At 63.6% G+C, this 16191-nt stretch carries 14 protein-coding genes; 3 read left to right on the top strand and 11 right to left on the bottom strand.

Annotated elements, in window-relative coordinates; translation table 11 throughout:
- Window positions 1–2 precede the first annotated feature (2 nt).
- Together ACLEJQ_RS17710 and ACLEJQ_RS17705 are read left to right on the top strand one after the other, a co-directional pair.
- Window positions 3–449, top strand: a complete 447-nt coding sequence (locus tag ACLEJQ_RS17710) for an excinuclease (RefSeq protein ID WP_440796940.1) — start codon at window positions 3–5, stop codon at window positions 447–449.
- A 328-nt stretch (window positions 450–777) separates the two neighbouring features.
- Window positions 778–4821 (top strand): dermonecrotic toxin domain-containing protein, encoded by a 4044-nt coding sequence (locus tag ACLEJQ_RS17705; RefSeq protein ID WP_440796938.1) that lies wholly within the window; start codon window positions 778–780, stop codon window positions 4819–4821.
- 67 nt (window positions 4822–4888) lie between these two features.
- On the opposite strand, the gene ACLEJQ_RS17700 is transcribed toward ACLEJQ_RS17705, so the two are convergent.
- Window positions 4889–5776 carry a LysR substrate-binding domain-containing protein gene (locus ACLEJQ_RS17700; RefSeq protein WP_440796936.1) on the bottom strand — a complete coding sequence of 296 codons (888 nt, stop codon included), beginning with the start codon at window positions 5774–5776 and terminating at the stop codon, window positions 4889–4891.
- A 140-nt stretch (window positions 5777–5916) separates the two neighbouring features.
- Here ACLEJQ_RS17700 and ACLEJQ_RS17695 point away from each other — a divergent pair, with 140 nt between their 5' ends.
- Window positions 5917–7173, top strand: coding sequence for an MFS transporter (locus ACLEJQ_RS17695; RefSeq protein WP_440797078.1), 1257 nt, complete (start codon window positions 5917–5919; stop codon window positions 7171–7173).
- A gap of 178 nt (window positions 7174–7351) precedes the next feature.
- Here ACLEJQ_RS17695 and gspM read toward each other — a convergent pair whose 3' ends face one another.
- From gspM to gspD, 10 genes are read right to left on the bottom strand one after another with little or no spacing between them, the layout of a single operon-like run.
- Window positions 7352–7804 carry a type II secretion system protein GspM gene (gene gspM, locus ACLEJQ_RS17690; protein WP_440796934.1) on the bottom strand — a complete coding sequence of 151 codons (453 nt, stop codon included), beginning with the start codon at window positions 7802–7804 and terminating at the stop codon, window positions 7352–7354.
- Window positions 7804–8907, bottom strand: coding sequence for a type II secretion system protein GspL (gspL, locus tag ACLEJQ_RS17685; protein WP_440796932.1), 1104 nt, complete (start codon window positions 8905–8907; stop codon window positions 7804–7806). The genes gspM and gspL overlap by 1 nt, the downstream gene beginning before the upstream one ends.
- Entirely contained in the window at window positions 8907–9752 is an 846-nt protein-coding gene (locus ACLEJQ_RS17680; RefSeq protein WP_440796930.1) for a type II secretion system protein GspK, read from the bottom strand. The genes gspL and ACLEJQ_RS17680 overlap by 1 nt, the downstream gene beginning before the upstream one ends.
- Window positions 9749–10282 (bottom strand): type II secretion system protein GspJ, encoded by a 534-nt coding sequence (locus tag ACLEJQ_RS17675; RefSeq protein WP_440796928.1) that lies wholly within the window; start codon window positions 10280–10282, stop codon window positions 9749–9751. The genes ACLEJQ_RS17680 and ACLEJQ_RS17675 overlap by 4 nt, the downstream gene beginning before the upstream one ends.
- Window positions 10275–10661: a type II secretion system minor pseudopilin GspI gene (gspI, locus tag ACLEJQ_RS17670; protein WP_440796926.1), complete on the bottom strand. Its 387-nt coding sequence runs from the start codon at window positions 10659–10661 to the stop codon at window positions 10275–10277. The genes ACLEJQ_RS17675 and gspI overlap by 8 nt, the downstream gene beginning before the upstream one ends.
- Window positions 10654–11121: a type II secretion system minor pseudopilin GspH gene (gene gspH, locus ACLEJQ_RS17665; protein WP_440797076.1), complete on the bottom strand. Its 468-nt coding sequence runs from the start codon at window positions 11119–11121 to the stop codon at window positions 10654–10656. The genes gspI and gspH overlap by 8 nt, the downstream gene beginning before the upstream one ends.
- 2 nt (window positions 11122–11123) lie before the next feature.
- On the bottom strand, window positions 11124–11579 hold the full coding sequence (gene gspG / locus ACLEJQ_RS17660) for a type II secretion system major pseudopilin GspG (protein WP_440796924.1): 456 nt from the start codon (window positions 11577–11579) through the stop codon (window positions 11124–11126).
- Between the two features lie 3 nt (window positions 11580–11582).
- Complete coding sequence (gene gspF / locus ACLEJQ_RS17655) at window positions 11583–12791, bottom strand: type II secretion system inner membrane protein GspF (protein WP_440796922.1); 1209 nt, start codon at window positions 12789–12791, stop codon at window positions 11583–11585.
- 4 nt (window positions 12792–12795) lie between these two features.
- A complete protein-coding gene (gene gspE / locus ACLEJQ_RS17650; protein WP_440796920.1) occupies window positions 12796–14259 on the bottom strand; it encodes a type II secretion system ATPase GspE in 1464 nt (487 codons plus the stop codon).
- The gene (gene gspD / locus ACLEJQ_RS17645; protein ID WP_440796918.1) at window positions 14256–16184 is read right to left on the bottom strand and encodes a type II secretion system secretin GspD; all 1929 of its coding nucleotides are present in this window, start codon (window positions 16182–16184) and stop codon (window positions 14256–14258) included. Before gspD ends, gspE begins: the two co-directional genes overlap by 4 nt.
- Window positions 16185–16191: the final 7 nt, after the last annotated feature.

Genomic DNA, 16191 nt, shown 5'->3' with positions numbered 1-16191 from the left:
AAATGTCGTTAAAGAAAATCGCCGTGACCGCCGCCCTGTTGCTCGGCGCCCTGCCGAGCCTCAGCCAGGCCCGTGATACCGCGCTGTTCCTGCCTTTCGACAAAGTGGTCGCCGAAGCCATCCGCACCGGCAAGATCGACGGCAGCGTGAAGTTCTACCTGGCCGGCAACAAACCGGCCGGCAACGTCACCGTGATCAGCTCCGGCGCGGTGACCAACAAGAAGACCAACGCCTTCAACAAGTCAGACGAAGTGGCCTGTGAATGGGTCCTGCAATCGGCCCTGATCAGCCTGCACCAGGCCGCCAAGAATGCCGGCGCCAATGCCGTCACCAACATCGTCAGCTTCTACAAGAGCAATGAGCGCAAGGACCCCACCACCTACGAATGCCACGCCGGGGCGATCATGGCCGGGGTTGCGTTGAAAGGGGATCTGGCGAAGGTGCAGTAAAACCCTTTCCTGTCTGCTGAAGATCCAAATGTGGGAGCGGGCTTGCTCGCGAAAGGGCCGCCACACCCGACAATGATTCAAGCTGACCCGCCCCATTCGCGAGCAAGCCCGCTCCCACATTGGTTTCGAGGTGTCCTCAGGATCCACATACACCACCTCCCCTGTGGGAGCGAGCCTGCTCCGGGCGGCGATCCGACGATAGCGGCACCACAGCAAGCAAGTCCTCCCCGATCACCCTCCCACCGCTACATGCGGTATCTATGTACCGCCCTGCCGCCGACCCGTTTCCATAACTTGTCTCTTCCCAAGGATTTCTCAGGAAGAGCCCATGTCAGCACCCCACTCACAGCCAGCCGATAGCACTACCGACCCAAGCGCCTCGCTGATCGACCAGTTGAAGACTTCACAGCACCAGATGATTCGCCTGACCGAGGCCACGCCAGGCTTCTCGGACGTGGTGGCGCAACACCTGCGTGATGAACTCGGCAAAGCATTCCCCAGCCTGCCCGCCAGCGTCACCGCCCGGCAAGTATGGGTGTGCAGGTTGCAATCAACCGACGAGGACGCACCCGAGCACGCCGCGATGCAAACCCTGTCGCTCGACAGCCTGTTCTGGCAGGTCATCGCCGGCAGGTTGAAAGCCCGGGAGTACTTCAGCGAGCTGGACAACATCGACGTCGTCCTCGACCAGAGCAATGCCGCGTCGACGTCTCCGATCCTGAACCAGCGCAAGGTGAAGGAAGCCATCGAACGGCTGGTCAGCATCACACCGACAGAGGTCGACCAGTGGCTGGCGCAGGCGCTGGACACCTTCTGGGACGAACCGATCGAAGCCCGTCAGGGCAGCAGCATCAGCCATTGGCTGGCCGAGGAATTCGGCTCGCAACTCAAGGCCCAGGCGGACCTCCACAGGCTCGACGGCAGGCTGACCCAGACGATGTACAAGGCGCTGACGGAGGGCCTGCTACGGGCGCCGGACGCGAACGCTCGCGCTCGGCTGGAAGAGCACCGGCGACCGGGGGTCTACGGCCTGAGCCTGGCCCCGCAACGATGGGCTTTCGAGGTGCCGTTACCGGGCGTCGTGGCGCTGACCCAGCATGACAATGCCGCCGATCCGGGCGGCGCACTGTTGTACCGACCGGGCGAGCCGTTGCAGGTGTATGAAAGCCTCAGCGAACTCAAGGCCAGCCTGAAAGGCGACGCCAGTCCCGAGGATGAAGTCGAAGCCGCACCGATCACCGAAAGTTTCCTCATCCGTCTGGTCACGGACTTACGGACCCTTCAGAAAAACGCCGTGAGCCGAGTCTTGCTCGACGGACCAGCGGAAACGGAGGACATCACCGCCTGGTTGAGCCGGCTGGATGCGGCGGCGAACCTGAGAGATCAACTGGACCTGGCGGGCGTCATGGATGAACGCGAGTTGCGACTGAACCTGAAACAGCTCGACACCTGGCTGCATCAAAACCCGGACGTGGTTGGACCCGACCGCGTGGCGTGGTGGCGGGCGACCCAGGCATTCCAGCAAATCGCCATCGATACGCCTCCGATACCCGACCCGGTGGAGCTGGCGACCCCCGATGCCCTCCGGGCCCGGACCCGTACGCTGTTGGCCGGGTTCATCCGTGAGCGCTATGCGCCAGTCGACCCCGAAGACGTGTCCCTGAATATCAGGAGACAGTTGATTGATCCGCACTCGCCTACCGGTGGCTCGCCGTTTGGCTCGGGCATTTCCCAAGGCAGCGTCATAGGCATCACCGACGATCGTCGCTCCCTGACAGACTGGGCGATGTCCAACCTCACGCAGCAAGAGCGCAATGTCGAACAGCCCATCGTCGAAGGACCGCTGAGCTTTGCGCAGATTATCGAGGTCATCGAAAGAGCTGATATCGGCACCCGGCTGCCGACCGAGCTGCAAGAGGCCACCCGGCCGGCACAGGCGCAATGGATGGCCGTGAAAGCCCGGCAGATGCAAGCCCAGGTGTGGGCGGCTCACATCGGCGGCGACTTGCGGCACGACCGCGATAACACCGGGTTGAAATTGGTGCTGGCGGCGCTGGACAGCCCTGCGGCGGCAGGTCGCGCCAAGGTTGGCGGCCACGAGGTGGTGGTCCGCCAGTTGCGCTGGGGCGATAGCGTGTTGAAAGAAATACTGGCGTTCGGGGTCAGGTCGGTGGCGAGCCGTCCCTCGCTGACGCTATACACGCCTGGGGCGCCGGACGGCAAGGTATTCCGGGATGTCGACGCGAGCAGTGCTCGAACGTTGGAAAACACCCTGGCACAAGCGTTGACTGCGACGACGCCAATGACTCGATGGCTGATTTCGCAGCTACCGCTGCTCGAGCAGGCGAGGCAGCTTGCCAGCCTGGTGCCGGGTGCACAAAACCTGACGCTGGAGCAGAAACTCAAGCAAGTCACGCAGTCGGTCTTCACCTGGACAAAAGACCGGGCGCAGGAGGATTTCGCCAGGAACATCGCTTCGCCCATCGTGGAAACGAACCTGTTCAACGCGCTGTATGAAACCCAGGTTTCCCACGCGGTCAAGACAGCGCAAATGTTGACGGTGAGCAATGCCGAGCGCGACAGCGCAACCGCCCGGGAAGGGCGTCGCAACGGTGTCATGCTGTTGACCGGGGCCATGTCGATGTTCCCGGCAGGCCGGCTGGGCGGCATATTGGGACGTGCGATCCTGCCCACCATGGCGGGCGGTGCGGCAGTCTCGGCGATAGAGGATGAGGGCGGCAACTTGCGCCAGTGGGCTGCTGACTTTATCGGCGGGTTGGCAGAGGTCATCGCCGAGGCCGGGCAGGACTTGATCATGGCTCGCGCCGGACGCCGCCGAAACCAGGCTCGCCCGGCACTTTCGTCATTGCCGCGCATCCCGGACCCGGATCTGGCGCCCTTCGTGCTCCGGGGGTTCGATGGTCATGGCTTGATACCCGAGGGCCGCCATCGGTACAGGGACGCAAGTGGCCAGGGCTATCTGACCCTGGGCAAGGACTACTACAAGACGGCTGTCCAGGCCGGTGAACAAATCATTTATGCACCGGATAATCGCTCGAACCAGCGAACGGTCGTCTGGGAAAATGATGGCTGGCGAGTCGAAGAGCGCCATCGGCTGCGCGGGGGCGGCGCGTTCCAGAGCCTGCTCGGTGGGGCTCCAGAAACCCCACGACAACAAACCTGCAATGCCTTGCTGGAAGGGGTGCTGGTCCTGAATCGCAGCCCATCTCCCGAAGCGTTGAACACCGCCAGGGACATTTTTTACTCCATGCCTGAAGCGCTTGCCGAACGCATACTTCGCGAAAGCATGAGCGATATCGGTGCAGTCGACATCAATGCCTATCGCGCCAAGATAAGGGCCCTGAATCAGGGGCAAGGCAATCTGTCCGGGCATAAAGTCTTCCACGTAAAACTGCTGGACAAGATGAATACCTGGAGCATTGTCGTGATCAGCAGTAAAGACATCGAAGCAAACGTAGCCAACATAGCCCTGAGCGACACTCAGAAAATAAAGATATACGACACGATACTCTCCCATCAGAACATGTTCTTCACCGAAGACAGGATCAAGGTAAACACTACGGTCATCACCGATAACATTACCGGCGCGGTATTCATGGCGTTCACTTCGAAAGGCAGCCGAAAAAAGGCCGCCATCGACAAGATTGCCAATGACACCCGGTCAATGCTGGACGTCGTAGAAGCCAGAATGACCGCCAGAGCCCAGGAGCTTTATCCCGGAGACGGGCCGGACGACCTGGCCGCTCGACAGAAATACATCGACTCGGAGGGCTACTACAATGAGCTGATTGCCGAGCTCAGGCAGGAGAAACAGCGCAGGCACAAACCCGGATTACTGACGGAGATCAGGAATAATCGAGTGCCTTATATCATTGCCAATAGAGGGATCAGACAGCGCAACGTGATGTTGCTGACCGGAGAAGAGATTACTCGGTTCAGCAGCACCCTTGCCAATTACGAACCGTTCGATATCGACATCGTTACGCAGGCCCAAACCCATAAAGTAACAGGGGCCCAGCCACAGACCGCCTTGCCGGTTCTACCGCCCGCCGTAGCGACACCGGACAAGTTCACCGTCGACACCAGCCCACTGGCTGAAGCGCAGATGTCCTATGCAAACTTCCCTGAGGCAGCCAAAACGAAAGTACGGGAAATCATGGAAGACATCCGCGCCGGCAGGGCCACCACCAAACGAATCAATCGCTATTACTGGTACGACATGGCCCAACTGGCCGCTGGCAGTGGCCGAAGCGCATGGCGCGCCGCGTTCGAACGCAAGGGTGATACCTGGATACTGCAGGGGTTCTATGATTACCACGTCAACCGATCGGCGACTGTCTGGGAGGGTTAGACACACGAAAACTACGAAGGGCGCCTTCTGGCGCCCTGCGCATTCATCCGACACGATGTCCTAGCATTCAGGGGTTTGTGGTCAGCAATTCCACAAACGCCTTCGCCATCGGCGAACGCTGGTCCTTGCGCAACACCAGCCACACCGCCGACACCGCCGCCGGGTCGAGCAGGGGGCGGTAGACCACGCCGTCGATGCGCATGCGCTGGTAGGACGCCGGCAGCACCGAGACGCCCAACCCTGCCGCGACCAGGCCGATGATGGTCATCGCCTCGCCGGCCTCTTGGGCGAAGTGCGGGCTGAAGCCGGCGTCGCGGGCCAGGCTCAAGAGTTGGGCGTAGAGGCCGCTGCCGTAGCTGCGGGGGAAAAATACGAACGGTTCTTCGGCCAGGGCCGAGAGGAACAGGCCCGCGTCGTTGCCCTGGGCCAGGGGATGTTTGGCGCTGAGCACGGCCACCAGGGGTTCGCGGCTCAGTTCGATTTCCTGCAACGAGTCGGGCAGTGGCAACGGGCGCATGATGCCCACCTCGATCGTGTCGTCCATCAACGCGTCGGCCACTTGAGTGCTGCTCATCTCCCGCAAGTTCAAGTGCACCGCCGGGAAGCGCTGGCGAAAGGCAAAGATCGCCTGGGGGATGGTGGAGTTGAAAGGCGCCGAAGAGGTGAAGCCGATTTTCAGCTCACCCAGTTCACCCAGTTGGGCACGCCGGGCCACATCGGCGGCCTTGTCGACCTGGGCCAGGACCCGTCGCGCCTCGTCCAGGAACAGTCGTCCAGCCTCGCTCAGTTCGACCCGACGATTGGTGCGCTCGAATAACCGCGCGCCGATTTCCTGCTCCAGCGCCTGGATCTGCTGGCTCAAAGGCGGCTGAGAGATGCCCAGCGCCAAGGCGGCGCGGCCGAAGTGCAGTTCCTCGGCGACGGCAATGAAGTAACGCAGGTGACGCAATTCCATGAGGCAATCCAATAGGTCGTCTAACGTCTTAAATAGGTCGAACAATATATTGGATAGAAATATTAGCCGGCTATATGCTTTTTTCACTGCCTGCTGATCGTGCTCTTGCGAGGTCCACCGTGAAAACTGCTGTCGCTCCACTGGCTCATGAAATCCCGTCTCGAGTGCAGGATGAAGTTGGCGCCGAACTGCAGGATATCTACATCGAGAAAGGTACGCCGATGTTCATGCGCACGGTGCTGGCGCTGTTCTGCGGTGGCTTCGCGACCTTCGCCCTGCTCTATTGCGTACAGCCGATGATGCCATTGCTATCCCGGGAGTTCTCGATCAACGCCGCGCAGAGCAGCCTGATCCTGTCGGTGGCAACCGGCCTGCTTGCGGTCGGCCTGCTGGTCACCGGGCCGGTTTCCGACCGCATCGGTCGCAAGCCGGTAATGGTCGCGGCGCTGTTCGCCGCCGCGCTGTGCACACTGGCCAGTGCGATGATGCCGACCTGGCACGGGGTACTGCTGCTACGGGCGCTGGTGGGGTTGTCATTGAGCGGGCTGGCAGCGGTGGCGATGACCTACCTGAGCGAAGAGATCCACCCGCGGCACATTGGCCTGGCGATGGGGCTGTATATCGCCGGGAACGCCATCGGCGGCATGTGTGGGCGCTTGATTGCAGGGGTCTTGATCGATTTCGTCAGCTGGCACACGGCGATGCTGGTCATTGGCGGCCTCGCGCTGATCGCGGCGGCGGTGTTCTGGAGAGTTCTGCCGGAGTCGCGCAACTTCCGGCCTCGCTCGCTGCACCCGCGCAACTTGCTTGACGGTTTCATCATGCACTTTCGCGACGCCGGGCTGCCGCTGCTGTTTCTCGAGGCGTTCGTGTTGATGGGCGCGTTCGTGACGCTGTTCAACTACATCGGCTACCGGTTGCTGGCCGAGCCTTATCACTTGGATCAGGCCTACGTCGGATTGCTCTCGGTGGTGTACCTGTCGGGCATCTACAGCTCAGCGAAAGTCGGCGCCCTGGCGGACAAACTGGGCCGGCGCAAAATGCTCTGGGCAACCATCGCGTTGATGCTGGCCGGCCTCGCGTTGACCATGGCCACGCCGCTGGTGATGGTGATCCTCGGCATGCTGGTCTTCACCTTCGGCTTCTTCGGCGCCCACTCGGTCGCCAGTAGCTGGATCGGCCGTCGCGCCCTCAAGGCCAAGGGCCAGGCTTCATCGCTTTATCTGTTCAGCTACTACGCCGGATCGAGCATCGCCGGTACGGCAGGCGGCGTGGCCTGGCACCTGGGAGGCTGGAACGGCGTCGGACTGTTCATCGGTGGTTTGCTGGTGGTGGCGTTGTGGGTGGCGGTGAAACTGGCGAAGTTGCCGTTGTTGCCAGGTAATGCTCCGGTTTGAATCACAGAGGCGCCGCGACAAGCACCTCCATCCGGAGTCAACATGCGATCCCGTGGCGAGGGAGCTTGCTCCCGCTGGGCTACGCAGTAGCCCCTTCAACGAGGGCCGCTTCGCGTCCCAGCGGGAGCAAGCTCCCTCGCCACGGGTTGTCCGTTTAGCACGCGCAGATGGAAAGGCGTCAATTGACCTGTCGCCACTCCACCCGCGCATCCAGCACGCCCTCTCGCGCCTGCAAGGTCAGGGACTGCAATACCGCCCCTTCCCGCTCATGCTGATCCAACCAGTCGAGCAACCTGGCGGCATCACCACTCACCGCCAGTCGCAACGAATCGCCGTCACGCTCCATCTCGGCTATTTCCAACCCCGCCGCTGCCGCACTGTCGTTGACCCGTACCGACAACGAGCGTGCGACAACACGGGTGTCCCGGGCCGGTTCGGCGCGCTGGATCCTGGCGCTCAGTTCAGCCTGTTGACGATAATGTCGCTCGGCAACCTCCAGCCGCTGTCGAATCGGCTGCCAGATCGAGGTGTAACCCACCATGATCAACAACGACACAGCAAGGCCCAGCAACAGTCGTTGCTCACGGGGTGAAACCTTCTCCCAGGCCTGTTTCCACTGTTTGAAATCCATCAACTGTTCTCCAGCGTCAGGGTCGCCTGCACCCGGTTGTCCTGTTTGCTGGCGCTGCCTAACGTCACGGGCAAACCGTGTTGCAGCCCGCGCTCACGTAGCTGTTCGAGCTCGATGAAGCTGCTGGCGGTCAGCTGGATTTTCCAGCCCTCACCTTCGCGAAAATCAATACGCTGCACCTCGACATCGCTGGCGCCAATCACTTGCTCCGTCAATCGGACCAACCGTGCGACCTGGGTTTGCTGGCGTGGCCGTCGCGGGTTCTGCAAGGCCTGGAACTGCGCTGCCAGGTCGACGATGCGTTCCTGTGCGGGATACAGCGTCCGGAATCGCTGTTCGCTTTGCGCGTACAGGCGCCGGGTTTCGCCTTCCATGAACCGTACCCGGACCTCGCCAGCCACCCAGGTCAGCAACACCAGTCCCAGTGCCACGCCTGCCATGGTCCGCCACGGCAGGCGTCGGCGCCGACGCTGAAATTCCCCCTGCAACAGGTCGATGGGGTGCCCGCGCGCGCTCAATAACCACTCATCGATACCCTGGCGATCCCGCTCCTCGTCCAGCCAGTGAATATCCTCTGGCAGGCCGGATTTGAGCGCGGCCAGGGTCCGGACCGACAGCGCCACCGGGGCCGGCAACGCGCCCCCCAACAGCCAACGGCCGAACCAGCGCACACCGAACGCCTTGTCCTCGGGCAGCAGGTCGGCATCGACATGCACCGCCCGCACATCGATGCCCTGCTCGGCGAGCAGTGTCAGCAGCGCCTGGAACCGGGCTCGCTGAATCACCCGCACCGGATAGCATTGCTGACGGTCCCGGGGGCCGACACTGATGTGCAGAGCCTCCAGGTTTTCACTCAGTTGCTCTTCGATAGCGAATGCCAGCGCCTGGGCCCGAGGCTTGCGCCGCGAAGGCCAGGGATCGCTGCGCAGGCCGCTGCACATTTCCATCGGCAACAGCACATCGACGGCCCGCCCGCTCAATTCGTGCGCCGCTTCGTGCAGGGGCAGGCAGCGGCGTTCGCCGGTGGGCGACCAGACACAGCAGAGCCAGTTGGCAGAGGGCGCAGCCAGGCCTTCGGCTGTGAGGTAAAGCCAGGTTTTCATCAGGGAAGCTCACTGGAACGGGAAGGTAGAAAACGCCGCTGGCGAACGGTCCAGCGTCCGCTGACGGAGTCGCGCTCGATGTCGGAGGCCAGGTGCACGCGGCTGTCGGCGTGGGTCACACTCACCGTGATGCGAAACCACCGGCTGCTCACGCCAAGGCCATGGCTCGCCAGCCCCAGGCCAGACAGCAACGGGTCGTTGGTGAACGCCTGCACGCTGGCGTACGGGCTGTGGCGACGCTGCCTGACCAGCGCCTGGGCCTGCTCGGCCTCCATGCCCTCCAGGGTCATCAGCATCAGCTGCGGTGCGGTGTTGATATTCAGCCGTGCATCTTTGGGCAGCAGCGCCACCCATGGCTCCAGGCGGCGCAACGCCTGCGCATCGACACCCGGCAACAGGCGCAGTTGACTCAACTCATGCACCACCCCGACTTGGGGCAAGGACAACGCGGGCAGTTCCAGCAGCTCCAGCAACCGTGCCCAGCGACCCAGCGTGACTCGGTCGATTTGTCCTTGGGTCAGCAACGCGTTGAGGTTCAGGCGTCCCGACAGATCCTCGATGTCGATATGCAGCTCAGCGTCTGCCAGGTCGAGTGCGGGCTTGAGGAGTGCCCAGTCCTGGCTCAGGTCAACCGGACCGGTCGGGGTCAGCGCACTGCCTTGCAACACCGCCAGCGCCCAGGCCTCGCCGGCCAGCCCCAATTGCCGCGACTCGATCTGTTGCAACTGCCGGGCGCTGCTGTGCAGCAACAACCGATGACTGCGCAACATGCCGCCCACCAGCAGTAACGCCAGGCTCAGCACCAGCAGCACGCTGATCAGCGCCACGCCGCGTTGCCGATTCATGGCGACGCCCCTGGCAACAGCAGCACCCGGCGGACCTGTTCGAAGCGCCCCGCCGACACGGTCAACTCCAGCGCCAGCGGCGAAGTATCCCGGGCGTTCACGCTCTGCCAGCCGCGTTGCGAATCGTACAAGCGCCAGCTCAGATCACGCACCTCGTCGAGCAACTTCTGCTGCTGCACGACGACGCTGCCTTCCCCCTGACTGTCACGCCACAACGCGCCGCCTTCGAGCCGATAGCTGACCGTCTGCCGCTCGCTGCGCGGCTGGTCCAGCGGGTTGCGCCAGTGGCTACGCTGCAATTGCAGGTGGCCGGACGCCAATTTGATGGAGCCGGCAACCGCCTGCCACGCATCCCGCTCGATCACCCCGACGGCACGCTGCAAGGCTCGGATGTCCCGTTCGTGCTGAGCACTGCCCTGCTGGGTCCGCACGACGCCATCGAACAGGCGCCAACTGGCCAGGCCAAGCAGGGCAAAAATGCTGATCGCGATGACCAGCTCCAACAAGGTGAAACCCGATTGTCTATTCATGTCGATGACCGATCCATCCTGTGGTGCGGTGTACGACTGTCGGGCTGCCGGCACGGCTGACCCGGATCTCGACCTGGAGCAGGTGCGGGTCGCGGGACGGGGCGATACGCTGTTGCACGGTCCAGTCCCGGCGATCCAGGCGCCGGGTCAGTTGCTGTTGCCCTGGAGGCGTCGCAGCTTGCAGGCGCAGTTCGCTCAATTGGTTATCGGCCAGCCAGGCACCGAACAGGCGATCCTCGAGGCTCACGCTTTGCTTGAGCACGAATTGGCCAGCCGAGAGCACCGCCGCCGCCAGCGTGGCGAAAATCGCCAGGGCAATCATGACCTCCAGCAGGGTGAAGCCTCGGCTACCTGCGGCCAGCCTGCGTGCGTCATTCATCGATCGACGGCTCCGCCAGACCATCACTCGACACCCGGACGAACGCCTGGCCAGCGACCTTGATCGACAACCGGAACGGGCTGATCTCGTCACTGCTGAGCATCAGCAATTGCGGTGCGCCTTGCCCGTCATCAAGGGCCACCCCATGGCCGTCCAGTTCCAGCCCCAGCGTCAGGTCACCGGGCAGGCGCTGCAGGTTCGCCACCGCTGTCCAGCCCTCGGCCTCGAAGCGCAACGCCTGATAGCCGCGAGGCTGCAAGCGCACACCGTATTCCTGGGCATCGAGCACCGCCCGTTCGCGCAGCGCTTGCACCACCTGGATAAAGTCCCGGGCCTGCTGCCGGGCCTCACGTCCCGGACTCGGACCCATGGCGAGGCTGACCATGCCCGCCAATACACCCATCAGGACAATGACAACCATCAGCTCCAGCAACGTGAAACCCCGGCAACACCTGCCCATGTTCATTGGACCCAGTTGCCGATGTCGGCGGCAACCCCATCGCCCCCCGGCACGCCATCGGCGCCCAGCGAGAACAGGTCGTAGCTGCCATCGGCGGATTTGTAGCCCGGGTTCAGATATTGGTAGGGCGTGCCCCAGGGATCGATCGGCAGGCTTTTCAGATAACCCTGGGGGTTCCAGTTCCTGGGCGCGGGCGTGCCGGACGGGCGTTTGTTCAGCGCCTCCAGGCCTTGCTGGGTCGAGGGGTAGTGGAAGTTATCGAGACGGTACATTTCCAGCGCTGTGGAGATCGCCTGGATATCGGTGCGGGCGGCCGTGATCTTGGCCTGGTCGGGCCGGCTCATGAACTGCGGCACGACAATGGCGCCGAGCACACCGATGATGACCACCACCACCATGATTTCGATCAGGGTAAAGCCGCGCTGATGGCGGGCCGCTGGGTTGTTTACAGGTTTCATGGGTCAGTTCACCAATTGGTTGAGGCTCAGGATAGGAAGGAGAATGGCCAGGACGATCAGCAGCACGACGCCGCCCATCAGCACCAACATGGCCGGTTCGAAAAGGCTCACCACCAGGGCGATGCGCGCCGCGAGGCTGGCCTCCTGTTGTTCGGCGGCCCGGGCTAGCATGCTGTCGAGTTCGCCGACCCGCTCGCCGCTGGCGATCATGTGCAGCATCAGCGGCGGAATGTCCCCGCCGAGCTCCAACCCACGGGTCAGGGTCCCGCCCTCGCGGACCGAACGGGCGACATCGGCCATGCGCCCGCGAATCGTCAGGTTGCCGATCACTTGGGCGGCGATGTGCAGCGCCTCCACCAGCGGCACCGCGCTTTTACTGAGGATGGCCAGGGTGCTGGCGAACCGGGCCGCTTCCATCGCCCGCAGCACTTCGCCCAGCACCGGCAGCCGGAGCACCAGACGATGCCAGCGCAGACGCCACGTCGCCTGGCGCAGGCTCCAGCGCCACAACCCGAGCAGCCCGGCCAGTGCGCCGAGCAACAGCAGGCCGTAGGCGCGTAACCCATCACTGACGACGATCATGGCTCGGGTCAGCCAAGGCAACGGCTGGCCGCTGTCGACGAAAATCTTCACCACATCCGGCACCACGTAGCCCAACAGGAACGCAACAATCGCCACGCAGGCCAGCATCAGGATCAACGGATAGACCAACGCCAGCTGGATGCGCTGGCGCGATGCCTGGCGCGCCTGGGTGTAGCTCGCCAGTTGTTCCAGCACCTGGCCCAGGTGACCGGATTGCTCGCCCGCCGCCACCGTGGCGCAGAACAGTTCGGGAAATGCCTGGGGGAATGCCCGCAAAGCAGTCGCCAGCGAATGGCCCTCCATGACGCGACTGCGTACCGCCGACAACAGATGGCTGACGCGGCGCTTCTGACTCTGCTGCGCCACGGCGCCCAGGGATTCCTCAAGGGGCAGGCCGGCCTGGACCAAGGTGGAAAGCTGCAAGGTCAGCAACGCCAGGTCTGCCGCGCTCAAGCGCCTCCCGGTCTGTCGAGGGCCAATCGCTCGTGGCTCGCCGGCATCGTGCACCGCGCTGGGCAGCAGGCCACGCTCGCGCAATAACTGGCGGGCATGACGCGGGCTGTCGGCCTCGATGCGGCCCTTGCAGCGACGGCCTCGGGTGTTCTCGGCGCGATAGTCGAAGGTCGGCATGGCGCTACTCCTCCTGGGTGATGCGCAGCAGCTCATCGACACTGGTCAGGCCTTCCAACACCCGCTGACGTCCGTCCTGGAACAGGCTGCGAGAATTCTTGCGCGCCTCGCAGGCCAGCGCCTGCTCGCTGGCACCCTGGTGAATCAGTTGCGAGAAGGCGGGGCTGACAGCCACCAGTTCATAAATGCCGAAGCGCCCGCGATAGCCCTTCTGGCACAGATCGCAGCCCTGGGCGCGGAACAGCCGTGGGGCGCGGTCGGCTTCCAGACCGAGGCGGCGGCAGGTCGCGGCGTCGGCCACATAGGGCGTCTTGCAGGCCGGGCACAACGCGCGTAACAAACGCTGGGCGACGATGCCCGCCAGGGACGAAGCCAGCAGATACGCATCCACGCCCATGTCCACCAGCCGCGTGACCGCGCCGACGGCGGTATTGGTGTGCAGGGTCGACAGCACCAGGTGTCCGGTCAGGGAGGCCTGGACCGCAATCTCGGCGGTCTCGCGGTCACGTATCTCACCGACCATCACCACGTCCGGGTCCTGGCGCAGGATGGCCCGCAAGCCACGGGCGAAGGTCATGTCGACTTTCGGGTTGACCGGCATCTGGCCGATGCCCGGCAGGTGGTATTCGATCGGGTCTTCGACGGTGAGGATATTGCGGCTCTGGTCGTTGATGCTGCTCAGCGCCGCATACAGGCTGGTGGTCTTGCCCGAACCCGTGGGGCCGGTGACCAGCACGATGCCGTGGGGTTTGCCCAGCAGTTGGCGCAGGCCCGCCAGGGTATCGTCGGGCAGCCCCAGGCGCTCCAGCTCCAGGCGCCCGGCCTGCTTGTCGAGCAGGCGCAACACCACCCGCTCGCCATGGGCCGACGGCAGGGTCGAGACCCGCACGTCGACTTCATGCCCGGCCAGGCGCAAGGCCATGCGCCCGTCCTGGGGCACGCGTTTCTCGGCAATGTCCAGGCGCGCCATGACCTTGATCCGCGACACCAGCAGACTCGCCAGCTCCCGGCGCGGACGGAGCATTTCCTGCAACTGTCCGTCGATGCGCATGCGCACCGAGAGGTACTGCTCGAAGGTTTCCAGGTGCACGTCGGAGGCGTGTTCCCGCACCGCTTCGCTGAGCAAGGCGTTGATCAGCCGGATGATCGGCGCATCGCCCTGCTCCTCCAACAGGTCGGTGGTCTGCGGCACCTGATCGGCCAGGCTGAGCAGGTCCAATTCCTCGTCCAGGCCTTGGGCAACCTGCTCGGCCGCGCTCTGGCCCTGGCGATAGACACTGGCCAGGCGCATCGCGAACGGCGCGGGGTCCAGGAGCTCGACAGGCAGATCCCGACCGCACAGGCGCCGCACTTCCGCCACGGCGCTCAACGGCGCATCCCGGCGCAGGACCAGGCTCAGGTCCGGCCCCTCGCCTTGCAGCAGCACGCCGAAACGCCGGGCGAAACCAAAGGGCAGCTGCTCGCTCACGGTTCCTCCGAGCGCGGTTGACGCAGGTCGCTCACCGGCGCCTCGCTGGATGGCTCGAACAACTGGCGGGCGTCCCGAGGCAACAGCAGCGAGTTGTTCTTGCGCGAACCCGGTTTGCTCAATTCCCGCAACGCGTCGTAGCGCTGGCGACTCACATCGGCCAGGTCTTCGCTGCTGCGCACGATGGTGGGCCGCAGGAACACCATCAGGTTGCTCTTGGTCTGGGTGTCGCGGTTCCAGCGAAACAGCGCGCCCAGGTAGGGAATACTGCGCAGCAAAGGCACGCCGCTTTCCTGGGTCCGGACACTGTCGCGGATCAGCCCGCCGATCACGATGATCTGCCCATCGTCTGCCAGGATCGTGCTCTTCAGGGCGCGCTTGTTGGTGATCAGGTCCGATGAGTCCACACCGGAGACCGCCGGCGCGATGTCCGAGACTTCCTGCTGGACCTCCAGGCGCAAGGTCGAACCTTCATTGATATAGGGCTTGACCTTGAGGCTGATGCCGACGTCCTTGCGCTCCACGGTTGTGAACGGATTGTCCGCCCCGCTGCTGTTGGTGGCGTAGGAGCCGGTCTTGAATGGGACGTTCTGGCCGACGATGATCTCCGCTTCCTGGTTGTCCAGGGTCAGCAGGCTGGGCGTGGAAAGCAGATTGCTGTGGCTGTTACCCGCCAGCGCCGAGACCAGCGCGCTGAAACGATCCCCGCCCAGGCGCAGGACCGCGCCTTCCGGGGCTTTTTCAAGGTCATCGAAATTCAGGCCACCCAGGATCGGGATATTGGTTCCCGGGAAATTGACGAAGCCGTTGGCGCTGCCACTGTTGAGGCTCCACTGCACGCCAAGGGCTTCAGAGATGTCCCCGGTGATCTCGACGATGGCTGCGTGGATAAGCACCTGAGCCCGAGGCTGGTCCAACTCGCGGACGATGTTTTCGATGGTGCGCACCTGGGCCGGTTCGGCGATCAGCACCAAGGCATTCTGGCTCTCGTCGGCTTTGATCACGAACGGGCTGGCAGCGCCGGTCTCCCGCTGGCCAGCCAGCGTCGACGTGGTTTTCTTCTCCTGACCGACGCCTTCCAGCACTTCGGCCAACTGCCTGGCATCGCTGTGGCGCAGGCGGATCACCCGTGCATTGCCTTGGGAGGCGGCTGGCGGCACATCCAGAGTGCGGGCCAGATCGACCAGGCGCTGGCGTACCGCCGGCGCGCCGACGATCACCAGGCGATTGCTGCGCGGGTCGCCGATCACCAGGCCAGCCATGTCCCCCTCGCGCTTGCCGGCAGAAGCTTCCACCAGTGGCGCGATGTCCGCGGCCTGGGCATGCCGCAACGGCAGTACCACATGATTGCGATTGCGCCCTGAATCCAGCTGTTGCACCACCGTGGTGATGCGCTGGACATTGGCGACCGTGTCAGTGACCACCAATGCATTGGACGACACCGAAGGCCCCACATAACCGTTACCCGACACGAGCGGCCGGACCAGTCCGGCGATATCGGCGGCGATGCTCGATTGCAGCTCGACGACCCGGGTGACGAATTGCGACGGCGTGGCGCTTTCGGTATCGCTGGTACCGGCGCGCGTCTTGGCATCGCTGACCGGAGTGATCAGGATCCGCTCGCCTTCGTCGATCACCGTGAAATTGTGTGCATCGAGCACCGAGTAAAACAGCCGACGCACGCCTTCACGATCCAGCGCCTGACGAGACGTGACGCTGATCCGTCCCGACACGCGGGGGTCGAGCACTACGGTCTTGCCGAGGATCCCGGAAATCTCATCGACCACATCGCGCAGTTCCGCATTGTTCATCGCCAGTTGCCAACGGCCCTCTTCGGCTCGTAGCGAACCGGCAAACGCCAAAGGACAGCACACGACAAGACAGAACAGGACGCGCGAAACACGACCCCGGATAAAGCTGTTCATGATTCGA

Source organism: Pseudomonas sp. SMV71 (genome assembly GCF_052042015.1).
Classification (GTDB): Bacteria; Pseudomonadota; Gammaproteobacteria; order Pseudomonadales; family Pseudomonadaceae; genus Aquipseudomonas.
Note: the sequence above shows the minus strand (reverse complement) of the source record. Positions and strands in the feature narration are given on the sequence as shown.